Origin of the sequence: Streptomyces armeniacus (assembly GCF_003355155.1) — a bacterium.
In the GTDB taxonomy this organism is placed as follows: Bacteria; Actinomycetota; Actinomycetes; order Streptomycetales; family Streptomycetaceae; genus Streptomyces; species Streptomyces armeniacus.
Genome location: NZ_CP031320.1, coordinates 7,995,249 through 8,009,567, shown reverse-complemented (window position 1 = coordinate 8,009,567; position 14,319 = coordinate 7,995,249). Strand labels below are relative to the sequence as shown.

Here is a 14,319-nt window from a genome sequence, read left to right as displayed (position 1 = left end):
TTGCTCCGCAATTCACCGCGCTTGATCGGGGGATCGTGATGAATCATCAGCGAGCTAACGATCTATGGTGGTTGGCGTGCAAACATAGCCAGCTGCGAAATGGAGGGCGGAGGGAGTGTGCTGGAGCGCGGCTTGGGGGCGCCTGTTCGTCTCTCCTGACGACTTGACAGATGCGGCACGAGCGGGCACTCTTGACGAGTTAACGTGTATTCTTCAACGAGTGATGCATCATGGGTAGAGTTCGGGATAACTAGATACTACCCATGACGCCATGGGTTCGCTGGAGGGATTTTGTTCTTGTGTCCGCCGAACGGCAAGAGTATCCCACTGTGAGTTCAGAGAATCTGCTCCGGGTGTTGAATCCCGAGCGAGACTATTCCGGGATGACGGGGCGTTGGGAGCCGAACCGGGGAGGGGAAATGCTGGCGGAGATTCTAATGCTTGCCGACGCCTACGAACTCCCCGGCTACGGAAAGGAGTTGGCGTGAGCGCGCGGAGCAGCACGGCCCGTTTGCTGAGGCCGCATCAAGAGGATGCGTTCACGGCGGCCGTACGGCACTTGGCCGACGTCGGCGGGGCGGGCGGGGACGCGCGGTGCACGATCGTGATGGCGACGGGGACGGGGAAGACGGATGTGGGCGCGGCCGCCGCGCGTGAGCTCGCGCCGTACGGGCTGACCGGGGTGATGGTGCCGACGCTGGACCTGCTGACCAAGACGGTTGCGGACTGGCGGCAGAACGCAGGGCACCGGGAACCGATGATCGCAGTCTGCTCCCTCGGGGACGATCCGCTACTGGAAGCGCTCGGCGTCCGCTGCACCACCGACCCCGCCCAACTGGCCCGCTGGACGGCCCAGGAGGGGCCGGTGACGGTGCTGATGACGTACGCCTCCCTCGTCTCCCAGGAAGCCCGCGAGGACGCCGAGGAAGGGCCCCAGGGCGGCTCGGTGGTGCGGTGCGGGGTGCTGGAGCGCGCTCTGCACGGCCACGGCTTAAGCGGCCCGGTCATGCCCCCTTTTGACTTGTTGATCTTGGATGAGGCGCACCGCACGTCGGGGGATCTGGGGAAGGCGTGGGCGGCGGTGCTGGACCAGAAGCGGGTTCCCGCGGCCCGCCGGTTGTTCATGACCGCCACGCCTCGGCTGTGGGAGGCCCCGCCGGTGAGCGGTGGGGAGCCCCGGCTTGTGGCCTCCATGGACAACGAGGAGCTGTACGGGCCGGTGCCCTACCCGTACGAGCTGGAGCTGATGGAGGCCGTCGAGCGCGGGCTGCTGGCGCGGTGGGAGATCGACGTCCTGGAGATCACCGACCCTGATGCTCTTGGCGCCGGCGAGAGTCCCGAGAGTGTGGAGGAGGCGCAGGGCCGGCGCCTGGCCGCGTTGCAGGCCGCGTTGCTGACGCATATGGACGAGACGGGTGACCGGAGCCTTCTGAGCTTCCACTCCACCACGCTGGCCGCGATGGCCATGGCACGCAGCCTGCCGGACACCGCCGCCGAACTCCACGCCGGCGACGCCGCCCGGTATCCGGCGCGGGTCGGGGCGGAGTGGTTGTGCGGCGAACACACCGCCGCCTACCGGCGCCAGGTATTGGGGCGGTTCGCGGACGGCGTCACCGAGGACGGCTGGATCGCCGACGCCCAGATCCTCGCCTCCTGCCAAGTTCTCGCCGAAGGCGTCGACATCCGCGGCCGGTTCGGCGTCGACGGCGTCGTCTTCGCCGACACCCGCTCCTCCCCCGTACAGATCGTCCAGATCCTCGGCCGCGCCCTGCGCCAAGAGCCGGGCGAGGGCAAGGTGGCGCGGATCATCGTCCCGGTCTATCTCGCGCCCGGCGAACGGCCCGACGCGATGATGGCCTCGAACGCGTACGCACCTCTCACGAAGATCCTTCTCGGGTTGCAGGCACATGACGAACGGATCGTCGAGCGCCTCATGCTGGCGACCACCACCAGTTCCGGCGAGCCCACCAAGGTGGTCGAACTCGACCCCGGCACGCCGGACACGGGGACGGCAGGGCGCGCGGGCGATGCCGACGGGGCGGGGCAGGCGGCCGGAGGGGAGCCGGGTGGCGAAGTACCGCCCGGGGACCACGGCCAGGCGGGAGACGAAGAGGAGCGGGGGGGCGGGGACGGTTGCCCTTACACACCTCCTACGGCGCAGACCGAGGACAGGGGTCCTGCTCCGCAGGAACGACGCACGTCGCTACGCGACGTTACCCGAATTGCTTCGCAATTCGGGATGGAAATCCCTTCGGGATTTCCTGTAATTCGCTCCGCGAATTACAGGTGAATTGCTCCGCAATTCACCGCCCCTGCCCGGAGAGTCGTGACGGTATGCCAGCGGCTCAGCAGTCCAATGTTCCTGACCTGCAACCACTGCCAGCTACAAGCTGGGGGCTTCGTTGGGTGTGCAGAAATGGAGACAGCAAAGGATCTTGTGTGCCCTTCCTCTCCATGGGGAAGGGCACACAAGATTGCCAGCGCAGGCGATAGCATCACTGATGATGCATCATGGGTAGAGATTGGTGATTCTGCGGGGCACCCCGTTGCTGTTCCTGCTCCACTTCTCTCCGGGGACCACGGTTCTATATCACCTTCTTCCGCGTGCGGTGCGAGGCGATTCGGTTACTTGGGAAGAGTTCTCATTTCCTTCCGCAGTTTCTGCCGGGCGTAGTCTTCGTGCTCGTCTGCTTGGTGGCCGTGAACTGTCTCGTACGCGGTGAGGTCGATTGCGGGTTCCATGGCCCGAATCAGTTCAGGAACCGACCGGTTTGCCAACCGGAAGAACAGGAACGCCGCCGCAGACGTTAGGGGAGCGGTGAGGCTGGCTTCAACGAGGACGGCTAGAATTTCTGCGTCTGTGGCGGCGCGTGTGTCGGTTCCCTTTGCCACTCGTTCGAGGAGTTCATGGCAGTGGGAACGGAACAGGATTTCACGTGACATTTGTTCCTGCGGGGCCGCGAGCAGAGGGAAGGTTCGCCAGATCGGGCCTTGGTCCTTTTCGCCGTGGCGTTCCTGGGCTTTAGCAATTTCTGATTCTGCCCATTCCATTTGGCGGAACATGGACTCGATTACGCCGAGATCCGGAATTAGCTCGGCAATTTCCTCGTCTTTGGGTAGGGGTGGCACGTCTTCTCCTTCGGTTTCGGTACTGGGGGGGGTGTGCTTCGGGTGTGCGGGGGGTGTGCTGGGAGTGGCACACCCCCGGCGTGTTCTGCCTAGTCAGTGCGGCTGGTTGTTGGGCGACCTTGGCTGTGAGGGTGGCCTGTCGGCGGGCTGGGAGGCGCGGACGGCTTCTCTGGCGTCGTTGTCCTTGAATCGCAGGGCGTGAGTTCCACGCCGGGCGACGCGGATTTCCACTCCTGGAATTTCTTGGATTTCTCCTGTTTCAGTGTCGGCTACGCGCACTGTGCCTGCTCTGGTCACGTCTGCGAGCAGCCGTGACAGGAATGCGGGACGGATTTCTGCGACGAGTTTCCTTTGGATTTCACCGGGGTAGTTTCGGGAGATCCACTCTTTTAGCGCTTCTTCGTCGATTACTGCGGCTTCCCGCGTGTCCTCGTTGAGACTGATTGTGCCTACTTGTGTTCCGTCTCGGAGAGTTACGGAGATCTGCCGGGTTCCGTTCTCCTTGTTTGTCTGTTCCAGGGCTCGTTGGGTGGCTTCGCGAACCGACTTCAGTTCGTCCTTAGTGCTGTTGAGGCGGAGCGTTAGCGTGGCTTCCCGAAGGGCCAGTTCGCGGAGATTCAGTTTTCCTCCATGCACTTTCGGGCCGTCCGGTATTCGTCGGCCGTTCCTTCTTCGATCGAGTGCCCGAAGAAGGTGCGGAACTGTTCGGGAAGTTCGTCCGTGAAATCTGCCTTCGCGGCGGCGCTCATCATCGCCGCGTATTCCGTTTCACGCTCGCCCTGCTTCGGTTTGTCCGACGCGGGCTGTTGCTGGGGGGACTGCGGTTCGGGCTGCACCGGGGGGTCGGCCGCCGGTAGGTCCCGCTCGGTGGCGTGAGCCAAGGTACGCAGAACTACGGGGTCCAACGACCCGCCGTTGTAGAGGCTGAGCCCGAACTGATCGCCGAGGTTGATCGCGGCTCGTTTCAGGGCCTGGCTGTCGGCCGTCTTCAGCGCCAGGTCGTGGGCGTCGGCTGCGCTGGGCTGGTTGGTTGCGTCTCCGGTGGCGATGCCGTGCCAGTGGCCCAGCTCGGTGCCTGCGACGGTGACCGTGAGCCGCACGGCGCAGCGGTAGACGACGGTCCATCGTGACCGGCCTCCGTTGCCGCTGGGGGTCTCCCGTTCGGTGACGAGGGTGGCGGCAAGCAGATCGGTGTTGTAGCCGCCGAATCCGAAGGCGCGGATGAGGTGGCGGCGGATGTCCCAGGCTTCGACGTGGGCAAAGCCCTTGCCGTCCGTGCCTACTCGTGCGCGGTGAATCGGAGACAGCAGCCATTGCAGTTGAGCGTCTGTCAGCCGGGGTGCGGTCGGGTCGTGTCTGTTCTTGGTGGTCATGGGCGGGGGTGTGCCTCCTGGCGGTTTCTTATACACATCTGACGCCGCCGTCGAAGCTGAGGAGTTGGTGTGTGGCTGTGTGGGTGTTTTCTGGGGCCGGCGCCGCGGGCTGCTGCTCGTCGGAGGTGGCGGGGGCGGCGGCGCGCTGGCTCGCCGAGCCCTCCCCCGCGCGCCGCGCGCGCCGGGGCGGCGCAGGCGCGTCTGCGTCCGCGCCCGCTTCGGGCGCCTGCTGCTGGCTCGCCGAGCCGGCGCTAGCGGTGCGTGCGCGGCGCGCGGGCCGTTCGCCCGCCGCGGCCGCGCGACCGCGCGCCGGGCGCGCGGGTGCGGGCGGCAGCTGCCCCTTCAACGGGCCCCACTCGTTCGGATCCGGTACGCCCGGCGGCTGCATCTGGCGCCGCTTGGGGCCGCCGTGCCCGGACTCGCCGGGCTCCTTCGCGCCCGGCCACGCCTTGGCCACGCGCGCGGCCAGTACGAAGTCCTTGCGCAGCGGGTGCCCTTCGAACTCGTCGGGCAGCAGCAGCCGTTCGAGATGCGGGTGGTCCGTGAAGTCCACGCCGAACATCTCGTGCGTCTCGCGCTCGTGCCAGGCCGCGCCCGCGTACACGCCGGTCGCCGTGGGCAGTACGGGCGCCTCGTGCGGCACGGTCGTACGCACCACGAGCCGTCGCAGCGGTACGGGAGCGCCGCCCCCGGCCGGCCGGAGCGCGGGCAGTGCGGCGAGATGGGCGCAGACGCGGAAGCCGGTGCCGGGCTCGTCGACGGCGCTCAGCCAGTCGAAGTACGTGCAGCCCAACTCGTCGCGGGCCGCCGCCAGCGCCGGAATCCAGCGGTCCGGCGGGACGTCGACGGTGAGGAGCGCGTACGCCTCCTCGGCGGTCGCCCCCTCGCCGAAGATCGCGTCCGCGGGACGCGGCAGCCAGCCCACCGGCTCCTGCGGCTGCGGCTCGGCAGTCTCGGCAGTCTCGGCAGACTCAGGCGACTCGGACGCACCTGCGGCCCCGGCAGGCTCCTCGGCCCCGGCAGGCCCCGGCGTCTCGAGCGGCTCAGACGGCTCAGACGGCTCGCTCACCGGTCCCCCTCCCCGGTGCCCCCGCCGTCACCGCTGCCCGGCTCGGCTTCAGCAGCACCCGGAGCGGGAGCCGGAGCCGACCCGGCCCCAGGCCCCGACCCCGGAGTCGGCGCCTCCGCCAGCGGGCTCGTCAGCGCCGCCGCCGTCGGACGCCCGCCGCCGTTCGCCTCGGCCGCCCCCGGCCCGTAGCGGGTCGCGGTCGACTCCCGCGAGATCTTCTCCTGCAGCTTGAGGATGCCCTGCAGCAGCGCCTCCGGACGCGGCGGGCAGCCCGGCACGTACACGTCGACGGGGATGATCTGGTCGACGCCCTTGGTCACGGAGTACGAGTCCCAGTACGGGCCGCCGCAGTTGGAGCAGGCGCCGAACGAGATCACGTACTTCGGCTCGGGCATCTGCTCGTAGAGCCGCTTGACCGCCGGCGCCATCTTGTCGGTCACGGTGCCCGAGACGACCATGAGGTCCGCCTGCCGCGGCCCCGGTGCGAACGGGATCACGCCTAGGCGGATGAAGTCGTGCCGGGCCATCGACGCGGCGATGAACTCGATCGCGCAGCAGGCGAGCCCGAAGTTGAAGACCCAGAGGCTGTAGCGGCGGCCCCAGTTGAGGACCACCTTCATGGGTTCGGGCGCGAGCCGCGCCAGCGCGCCTATACGCGGGGCCGGCGCGGGCAGGTCCACCGGTCCGGCGCCCGCGCCCGTACGAGCGCCCGCGGCGTCGCCGTCCGTCCCCTTCTCCGTCTTCTCCGTCCTCGTTACGTCCATTCCAGGACGCCCTTCTTCCATGCGTACAGCAGCCCGACCGCCAGGAACCCGAGGAAGATGAACATCTCCACGAGCGTGGTCCCGCCGAAGCCCGGCGCGGCGAAGACCGTCGCCCAGGGGAACAGGAAGACCGAGTCGACGGCGAAGATGACGTAGAGGAAGGCGTAGACGTAGTAGCGGACCTGGGTGTGCGCCCAGCCCTCGCCGACCGGGTCGACGCCGCACTCGTACGTCAGCATCTTCTCCCGCGTCGGCACGACCGGTCGCAGCAGCCTGCCGGCGCCGAAGGCCACCGCGACGAAGAGCACGCCCACGGCGGCGACCAGCCCGACGACCGAGTAGCCGTGGAAATAGTCCGGCACGTCCGTCCCGTCCTCACGTGTTCGGATCCGCTGGGTAGGTGGTGTCCCTGCGCTGTACCCCTGGCGAGTGTCCTCTGCGTCCCTTGTGTCCCGCTAGGTCCACTGTCTCGCGCGTTCGACGATCTGTACGCACCGGAGTCTAGGCCCTGCTCACTGTCGCGGTCCCGGCCCGTATCAGGGTCGGGGTGCTTGCCCCGTTTCGCCCTGCCCGCGAAGGCGCGGGGCGGGGCCATGGTAGGGATAACCCCACCCCCGCGCCCCCATACACGTCTCTTATACACCTCTGACCCTGCCCCCGACGGCCTCTCTGTCGGTCCGTGGTACCTCGTTGTCACGTACGAAGCTACGCGCATGCAGCGGCTAGCATGTAGCTATAGGAAGCTGTGGCTCGCCGACCGGCTCCGTACGGGCGCGGACGAGGTGCCGCGGCTCGCGCTCACCAAGCACCGGGAGCTGGGGCCGACGCTCACGACCTGGTACTGGCGGGTGTCGTTCCTCACCCCCCCCCTCCCGCTGATCGCCCGCCCGTTGGGCTGGATCTTCCCGGAGATGGGCCGTCCGCCGTGGGTCGGGGACGGGGTGCTGGGCCTGCCCGTGCCCTCGGACGGGTTCCCCCCCCGGCAGAACATCCCCGGCGGCCCCGCCCGCCCGGCCGCCACCGTCCACGGCTACCCGCGGCAGGGCCCCCGCCGCGAACTGAAGAAGGCCGTCGAGCGCTACTGGTCCGGGCGCCTCACCGCCGACGCGCTCCGCGACGTCTGCGCCGCGCTCCGCCGCGACGTGTGGCGGGAGCTGGCCGACGCCGGCGTACGGGAGGTGCCCAGCGGGGACTTCTCGCTGTACGACCACGTCCTCGACACCCTCGTCATGACCGGCGCAGTGCCCCACCGGCACCGCGCCGCGGTCGAAGCCGACGCGCTGGACGGCTACTTCGCCATGGCGCGCGGCACGCAGGAGGCGCCGCCGCTCGAGATGACCAAGTGGTTCGACACCAACTACCACTACCTGGTGCCCGAACTCGGCCCGGACACCGTCTTCCGTACGGACTCGGGCAAGCCCGTCGGCGAGTACACCGAGGCACGCGCGCTCGGGCACGACGCACGCCCCGTGCTGGTCGGGCCGGTCACGTTCCTGCTGCTGGCCAAGCCGGCGCCCGGTGCCGACCCGGACTTCGAGCCGCTCACCCTGCTGGACCGGCTGCTGCCCGTCTACGCCGAAGTGCTTGCCGACCTGCGCGCCGCCGGCGCCGGCTGGGTGCAGCTGGACGAGCCCGCGCTCGTACAGGACCAGCCGCCCGCCGTACTGAACGCCGCGGCCCGCGCGTACCGCGAACTCGGCGCCCTCGCCGACCGCCCGCGCCTCCTCGTCGCCTCCTACTTCGACCGGCTCGGCGACGCGCTGCCCGTCCTCGCCCAGTCTCCGGTCGAGGGCCTGGCGCTGGACTTCACCGGGCCCGCCGCCGCCAACCTGGACGCGCTCGCCGCGAACGGCGGCCTCCCCGGCAAGCGCCTCGTCGCGGGCGTCGTCGACGGCCGCAACGTGTGGATCAACGACCTCGAACGCTCCCTGTCCACCCTCGCCACCCTCCTCGGCCTCGCCGGCCGCGTCGACGTCGCCGCCTCCTGCTCGCTGCTGCACGTACCGCTCGACGCCTCCGTCGAACGCGACGTGGACCCGCAGGTCGCACGGTGGCTCGCGTTCGCCCGGCAGAAGACCGCGGAGGTCGTCACCCTCGCGCACGGGCTCGGCGCGGGCGCCGACGCCATCGCGCCGCAGCTGGCCGCCAACCGGGCGGCGCGGGCCTCCCGTTCGGGCTCCGCGCTCACCCGCGATCCCGCCGTACGGGCGCGCTCCGCCGCCGTCACCCCGGCGGACGCCGCCCGCACGCAGCCGTACGCCGAACGCGCCGCCGCCCAGCGCGCCCGGCTGCGGCTGCCGCTGCTGCCGACGACCACCATCGGCTCGTTCCCGCAGACGGCGGCGTTGCGCACCGCGCGCGCGGACCTGCGCGCCGGGCGCATCGACCGGGCGGCGTACGACGCACGCATGAGCGCCGAGATCCGCGACGTGATCGCCTTCCAGGAGGACGCCGGCCTGGACGTGCTCGTGCACGGCGAGCCCGAACGCAACGACATGGTGCAGTACTTCGCCGAACAGCTCACCGGCTACCTCGCCACCCGGCACGGCTGGGTCCAGTCGTACGGCACCCGCTACGTACGGCCGCCGATCCTCGCCGGCGACGTCTCGCGGCCCGAGCCCATGACGCTGCGCTGGACACGCTACGCCCAGTCGCTCACCGGCCGGCCCGTCAAGGGCATGCTCACGGGCCCGGTCACGATGCTCGCCTGGTCCTTCGTACGCGACGACCAGCCGCTCGCCGACACCGCACGGCAGGTCGCGCTGGCACTGCGGGACGAGGTCGCGGACCTGGAGGACGCGGGCACAGCCGTCATCCAGGTCGACGAGCCCGCGCTGCGCGAGTCCCTGCCGCTGCGCGAGGCGGACCGAGGCGCGTATCTGGAGTGGGCGACGGAGGCGTTCCGGCTGACGACGGGCGGCGTCCGCGCGGACACGCAGATCCACACGCACATGTGCTACGCGGAGTTCGGCGAGATCCTGTCCGCGATCGAGAGCCTCGACGCGGACGTCATCAGCCTGGAGGCGGCCCGCTCCCACATGCGCGTCGCGGAGGAACTGGCCGACGCGGACTACCCGCGCGAGGTCGGCCCCGGTGTGTACGACATCCACTCCCCGCGCGTCCCCGACCAGGGCGAACTCGTGGCCCTCCTGTACACCGGCCTCCGCGCCCTCCCGGCGGACCGCCTGTGGGCGAACCCGGACTGCGGCCTGAAGACCCGTACCTGGCCGGAGGTACGGGAGTCCCTCCGCCACCTCACCCAGGCGGCGCGCGAGGTCCGCGCGAAGCTGGAGTAGCACCCCTGCCCCGCCCCGGGCGGTACGGATACGGGTCCGGCTCAGGCATACGGGCGGTTCCGGCGCGTCCCGGCGCGCGGAAGAGGCCGTAAATCCTACGAATGGCGTTACCTGGTGCCGTGTCAGAACCGGGTCTGCCAGCACTCGCTGCCAGCGGAGGAGACGTGCCATGAACCGAGCGGCGGTGTCCGGTCCGCCAGCCACACCAGCCCGGAGCAGGTGCCGGTTGCGGTGGCCCGTACCAGTCGTGACCCCCGGCCGCGTGTGGCGGGGCGCGAGGGGGTCGGCGGGATGTAGACCCAGTGGGTGCCGAAGGTGATCAGGGCGTCCCACACCGGACGAAGACAACGACTGATGACCGATCTCCGTGGACGCGGCACCCGCACACCCCTCCCTCACTACGGCCGGTGAAGAACCGACCAAGGCAGAATGCGCGTTCCCTCTTAAGCCGCCCTCATGTGCCGAGCAAGCGGGCCCTCGCGACAGGGCTGACACGGGCACGCCGCGGACGGGTGTCACCGGTGGCTGCGCATGCCGCGCCCACGGCCGATCAGGACGCCCGAGAACACCAGATCGGCCATGAACAGCAGCACACCGAGGATGAACAGCCAGAACAGGCCTTCCACCACCCATCCGACGATTCCCAGCACGATCGCCACGATGAGGAACAGCAGCACGGCAGTCATCGGGTCTCACTCCGCTCCGGTCGTTGGGCGCCCCGTCACGGGGCCCCGTCCGTCCGCGCGCCGGCGGCCAGGGTCAGGGTCAGCGGTCACCGGCGGGCGAGGCGCCGCTCTCCGCCCGCTCCGGGCTGGTAGGCGAGCTCGTAGTGCGAGAAGACCGCCGGCTCCTCCTCGGCCGGCAGCTCCCCGTCGACGTCGATGGTCGGGGCGTCCTTGACCTGCTTCTTGTCGTAGCGAACCTTGAGGTGGCCGGGGCCGACGACGGCGTCGTCCAGCGGCACGAACACCAGCCGCCGCCGGGTCGGCATCCCGACGGTGACGGTGACGAAGGCAGGCCGGTCGGTCGCGGTGTCGACATACACCGACTCCAGCGATCCGATCTTGCTGCCGCCCGTGTCGACCACGTCGTGGCCGCGCCATTCCCGGATGTCTTCCGCTTCGAACACACGCCTCACCTTCCCCGCCGGGTCCGATGACGAGTTCCCGTATCCGTTCGAGGTACTCGCACCCCGAGCACGGGCCCACGGGCCGCGCGGGCGCCTGCCCGCGAGGCCCCGGGGCCGCGGAGACACCGATGGAGGAGCGCCGCCATGCGATTCCACGACCGCCGGCAGGCCGGACGGGCGCTGGCCAGCGAGATCATGAACGCGCAGCCCGGGGGCGGGCCCGAGGACCCACTGGTGTTGGGGCTGCCACGTGGCGGAGTCCCGGTGGCCGCGGAGGTCGCGCGCACGCTGGACGCGCCGCTGGACGTACTGGTCGCACGCAAGATCGGCGCCCCCGGGAACCCGGAGGTGGGGGTCGGCGCCCTCGCCGGCGACGCCCCGCCGTACTTCGACTCCGAGTCGCTGGCCATGCTCGGGCTGACCCCCGAGCGGCTGGAGCCCGCCGTCGCCCGGGAACGGGAGGAGCTGCGCCGCCGCGAGGAGCTGTACCAGCGCGGACGGCCGCCGCTGGATCTCGACGGCCGTGCCGTGATCATCGTCGACGACGGGCTGGCCACCGGGGTCACCGCACGGGCCGCACTCCGCTCGGCCCGGGAGCGGGGCGCGCGGTGGCTGCTCCTCGCGGTGCCCGTGGGCGCGGAGCACACCGCCGCGGCGCTGGAGAGCGAGGCGGACCAGGTGCTGTGTCTGCACCGCTCGCCGGCGTTCCGGTCCGTCGGAGAGTGGTACAAGGACTTCAGGCAGCTGGATGACGACGAGGTGATCTCCGCGCTCGGCGAACTGGCCTCCCGTCACGGGTGAACGCGCTTTCTCCCCCAACTTTCGGCAGTGCTGCGGCCGCTGGGGAAGTTGTACTGTCCAGTGGTGATCCGAGTTCTGCTGGCCGACGACGAAGAGATGATCCGCGCCGGGGTGCGGGCGATCCTGTCCACGGACCCGGAGATCGAGGTGATCGCGGCGGAGGCGTCGGACGGCCGGGAGGCCGTGGCGCTGACGCGGGAGGAGCGGCCCGACGTCGTCCTGCTGGACGTCCGGATGCCGCGCATGGACGGGCTGGACGCCGCCGCCGAGATCAGGCGGACGGTGCCGGACACCGCCACGGTGATGCTGACGACCTTCTCCGAGGACGAGTACATCGCGCGGGCGCTGACGGACGGCGCCAGCGGCTTCCTGCTCAAGGCGGGCGCGCCGCGCGAACTGCTCGCGGGCGTACGGGCGGTGGCGGAGGGCGCCGCCTTCCTGTCGCCCCGCGTGGCCCAGCGGGTCATCAGCGAGCTGAGTTCCGGCAGCGCGGGCGCCCGTATGTCGCGGGGGGCCGAGGCGCGCGAGCGGATCGCGGTGCTCACGAACCGGGAACGCGAGGTGCTGGCACTGGTCGGTTCCGGGCTGTCGAACGCGGATATCGCCGAGCGGATGCATGTGGTGGAAGGGACCGTGAAGAGCTATGTGAGCGCGGTCCTGAGCAGGCTCGGGCTGCGTAATCGGGTGCAGGCCGCGATTCTCGCCCACGAGGCCGGGATCGTGGCGTCCGCCGCCTGGTGAACTCCTTGCGGGCCTGGCCCTTATACACATCTGCCGCTGCCGACGCCCGCCTCATCATAGCTCGTGGTGGGGTCTCGGGGTCGGGGGCCTGACCCCGGGGCGGCGCGGCACCGTTCGCCGTACTGCCGCTCGCCGTACCGCCGTTCCCCGCACCTCCACCGCCGCTCTGCGGGGCGCCGGTCGCAGCGGCGCCCGGCACGGGCGGCAACACCCCGGCTCCCGGCGCTGAAGCCTCCTGGCCGTCGTCCGCGTTCGTACGGCGGGAGGCGTACTCCAGACCGCCCCACGGCAGCAGCGCCTTCGCCAGCAGCGCGCCGCAGTCGTGCCGCACCCGCCCGAGGTCGGCGACGGCGCGGGAACAGCGGGCGCATTCCCGCAGGTGCGGGGCGAGTTCCGCCGCGACGTCGGTCGATCCCTCGTTCACGTAGGCGAGCAGCATGGGGTGGAACGGGCGGCACTCGTCCTGCATCCCGTCCTGGAGGAGCTGGACGTACGCGTTGTGCAGATCCCTCCGCGCACGGCGGGTGAGTGCGGGCACCTCACCGGGGTCGGCGCCGGCCAACTGGCCTGTCAGTGTGCTGTCATCACGTTCGACCGTCTGGTGCCACAGAACCGTCTGGCCGCGGTCCGGAAGATCGGCGAAGGCGCGCGCCACGAGTGAGGCGGGGTGGGACAGCGGTGCCGCGGCGCCCTCGGCCGCCAACTCCGCTTGCAGCGCGCTCTCCTGACCCTCCCGCGCCCACGCGGATGCCGTGCGCAGCACGGAAGCGAGCGCGTAAGGGCGTACGGCACCACTGGCGCTGCCGTCCTCCTGCCGCCGCAGGGCCTCCTCCCACGACTGCCGCGCCAGTTCACCGGCGTCTGACGGGCGTACGGTCCCTGCCGCTGCGAAGGCCCGCACAGCGGCGAAGTGGCGCTGCTCCAACTCATCGAGCGCGGGGAAGGACGCCTCTCCTCCTTCCCGTGCGAGACGGAGCAGTTCAGCATCGGACAGACGTGCGCAATTCATCCGTCTCCCAATCGACTTACACCGGTCCACGGCGTCTTGGGCCCTTCTCCGGGCCCGGCCCGCCCGTACCCAGAATCACGGGGCGGGCCGGGAGGGGTCCCGAGCGATGTCCCCTAGCGTCACCGCGCACCAGGCGACGAGGACTTCGTCGTGCCGAGTCCAGCGGTGAAAGGGCTGGCGCGTTTTCGTCCAGCCGTGAGGAGGCGCCGATTATGCAACCACGGAAAGCCCCGGATCCACGTGGCTGTCCCCCGAGCACGAAGGCACATTCCGGGTCACCCGAGGATCGCACCGGTCACGCCTGTCTGGTGCTGGTCAGGGACCCCGAACTGGCCGACGCCGTCGCTGTGGGTATGCGGTCGCTGGCGGCCACGGCCGGCGGGAACATGCCGGTGCTGGTACCGCCGATGTACGGGGACGAGTTCGCCGAGCCGGGTGCGGCGCGGCGGCTGCGCGGCTGGTGGGATGAGCAGCGTACGGGTGTGGAACTCTCCGCGGCCGCGCTGCTGATCGTCGACATCGGCGTCGACGAGGACCTGGCCGGTCTCGGGCGGGTCGCGTACGTGGCGGTGCCGCCGGGAGAGACGCGTACGCCCTCACCCTCGCGCCGCGGTGCGGTGACCGAGGTGCCGGCGACCACGGTGCGCGACCTGGTGTACGCCGTCGTGGCGGACACGGTCGGTGCCGGGGACGGCTCTCGGCCGTCGGAGGCGGCAGAGTCGGCGTTCTCCACGCCGAGGCCGGGGTGGCAGGAGAAGCCGCTGTGGAACCGGCAGTTGGTCCGTACGGCTGCGGTGGCGGGAGCGCTGGGGGTCGGTGCGTGGCTGCTGCCGGCGGCCGTTGTGCCGGGGCAGGCGCAGGCGCAGGCGCAGACCGAGACGGTGCGGCAGGAACAGACGGAGCAGCCGCAGCCGGAGCAGGAACAGCAGCAGGCCGAGGACGCGGCCGAGGACTCTGCGGACTCCGATGCTCCCGATGCTCCCGATGCCTCCGAGGAGGCGCCGCCGG

Annotated in this window: 14 protein-coding genes; 5 read left to right on the top strand and 9 right to left on the bottom strand. The window is 70.4% G+C overall.

Annotation, left to right across the window (positions count from 1 at the left end; translation table 11 throughout):
- Positions 1-271 precede the first annotated feature (271 nt).
- On the top strand, positions 272-2,290 hold the full coding sequence (locus DVA86_RS34610; protein ID WP_208884192.1) for a DEAD/DEAH box helicase family protein: 2,019 nt from the start codon (positions 272-274) through the stop codon (positions 2,288-2,290).
- Positions 2,291-2,625: 335 nt separating this feature from the next.
- Here the strand turns inward: DVA86_RS34610 and DVA86_RS34605 are convergent, their stop codons facing one another.
- The 5 genes from DVA86_RS34605 to DVA86_RS34585 all read right to left on the bottom strand — a co-directional run bounded on the left by DVA86_RS34605 (position 2,626) and on the right by DVA86_RS34585 (position 6,697).
- The gene (locus tag DVA86_RS34605; protein WP_208884190.1) at positions 2,626-3,129 is read right to left on the bottom strand and encodes a hypothetical protein; all 504 of its coding nucleotides are present in this window, start codon (positions 3,127-3,129) and stop codon (positions 2,626-2,628) included.
- Between the two features lie 617 nt (positions 3,130-3,746).
- Complete coding sequence (locus DVA86_RS34600; RefSeq protein WP_208884188.1) at positions 3,747-4,502, bottom strand: Rad52/Rad22 family DNA repair protein; 756 nt, start codon at positions 4,500-4,502, stop codon at positions 3,747-3,749.
- A gap of 28 nt (positions 4,503-4,530) precedes the next feature.
- Positions 4,531-5,571, bottom strand: a complete 1,041-nt coding sequence (locus DVA86_RS34595; protein ID WP_208884186.1) for an NADH-quinone oxidoreductase subunit C — start codon at positions 5,569-5,571, stop codon at positions 4,531-4,533.
- Positions 5,568-6,335: an NADH-quinone oxidoreductase subunit B gene (locus DVA86_RS34590; RefSeq protein WP_245997491.1), complete on the bottom strand. Its 768-nt coding sequence runs from the start codon at positions 6,333-6,335 to the stop codon at positions 5,568-5,570. The genes DVA86_RS34595 and DVA86_RS34590 overlap by 4 nt, the downstream gene beginning before the upstream one ends.
- Positions 6,326-6,697 carry an NADH-quinone oxidoreductase subunit A gene (locus DVA86_RS34585; protein ID WP_208884185.1) on the bottom strand — a complete coding sequence of 124 codons (372 nt, stop codon included), beginning with the start codon at positions 6,695-6,697 and terminating at the stop codon, positions 6,326-6,328. The genes DVA86_RS34590 and DVA86_RS34585 overlap by 10 nt, the downstream gene beginning before the upstream one ends.
- Positions 6,698-7,048: 351 nt before the next feature.
- On the opposite strand from DVA86_RS34585, the gene metE reads away from it, so the two are divergent.
- A complete protein-coding gene (gene metE / locus DVA86_RS34580) occupies positions 7,049-9,631 on the top strand; it encodes a 5-methyltetrahydropteroyltriglutamate--homocysteine S-methyltransferase (RefSeq protein ID WP_245997489.1) in 2,583 nt (860 codons plus the stop codon).
- 122 nt (positions 9,632-9,753) lie between these two features.
- Here metE and DVA86_RS34575 read toward each other — a convergent pair whose 3' ends face one another.
- The 3 genes from DVA86_RS34575 to DVA86_RS34565 form a co-directional block, all read right to left on the bottom strand.
- Positions 9,754-9,966: a hypothetical protein gene (locus tag DVA86_RS34575; RefSeq protein WP_208884183.1), complete on the bottom strand. Its 213-nt coding sequence runs from the start codon at positions 9,964-9,966 to the stop codon at positions 9,754-9,756.
- Positions 9,967-10,146: 180 nt separating this feature from the next.
- The gene (locus tag DVA86_RS34570; RefSeq protein ID WP_208884181.1) at positions 10,147-10,317 is read right to left on the bottom strand and encodes a hypothetical protein; all 171 of its coding nucleotides are present in this window, start codon (positions 10,315-10,317) and stop codon (positions 10,147-10,149) included.
- Between the two features lie 86 nt (positions 10,318-10,403).
- Positions 10,404-10,760, bottom strand: coding sequence for a PRC-barrel domain-containing protein (locus tag DVA86_RS34565; protein WP_208884179.1), 357 nt, complete (start codon positions 10,758-10,760; stop codon positions 10,404-10,406).
- Between the two features lie 144 nt (positions 10,761-10,904).
- On the opposite strand from DVA86_RS34565, the gene DVA86_RS34560 reads away from it, so the two are divergent.
- From DVA86_RS34560 to DVA86_RS35065, 3 genes are all read left to right on the top strand, one after another.
- A complete protein-coding gene (locus DVA86_RS34560) occupies positions 10,905-11,561 on the top strand; it encodes a phosphoribosyltransferase (protein ID WP_208884177.1) in 657 nt (218 codons plus the stop codon).
- A 63-nt stretch (positions 11,562-11,624) separates the two neighbouring features.
- On the top strand, positions 11,625-12,302 hold the full coding sequence (locus tag DVA86_RS34555; RefSeq protein ID WP_208884176.1) for a response regulator: 678 nt from the start codon (positions 11,625-11,627) through the stop codon (positions 12,300-12,302).
- Between the two features lie 442 nt (positions 12,303-12,744).
- On the top strand, positions 12,745-12,963 hold the full coding sequence (locus DVA86_RS35065; protein WP_222623401.1) for a hypothetical protein: 219 nt from the start codon (positions 12,745-12,747) through the stop codon (positions 12,961-12,963).
- A 643-nt stretch (positions 12,964-13,606) separates the two neighbouring features.
- Here the strand turns inward: DVA86_RS35065 and DVA86_RS34545 are convergent.
- A complete protein-coding gene (locus DVA86_RS34545) occupies positions 13,607-13,987 on the bottom strand; it encodes a hypothetical protein (RefSeq protein WP_208884173.1) in 381 nt (126 codons plus the stop codon).
- Between the last annotated feature and the right edge of the window lie 332 nt (positions 13,988-14,319).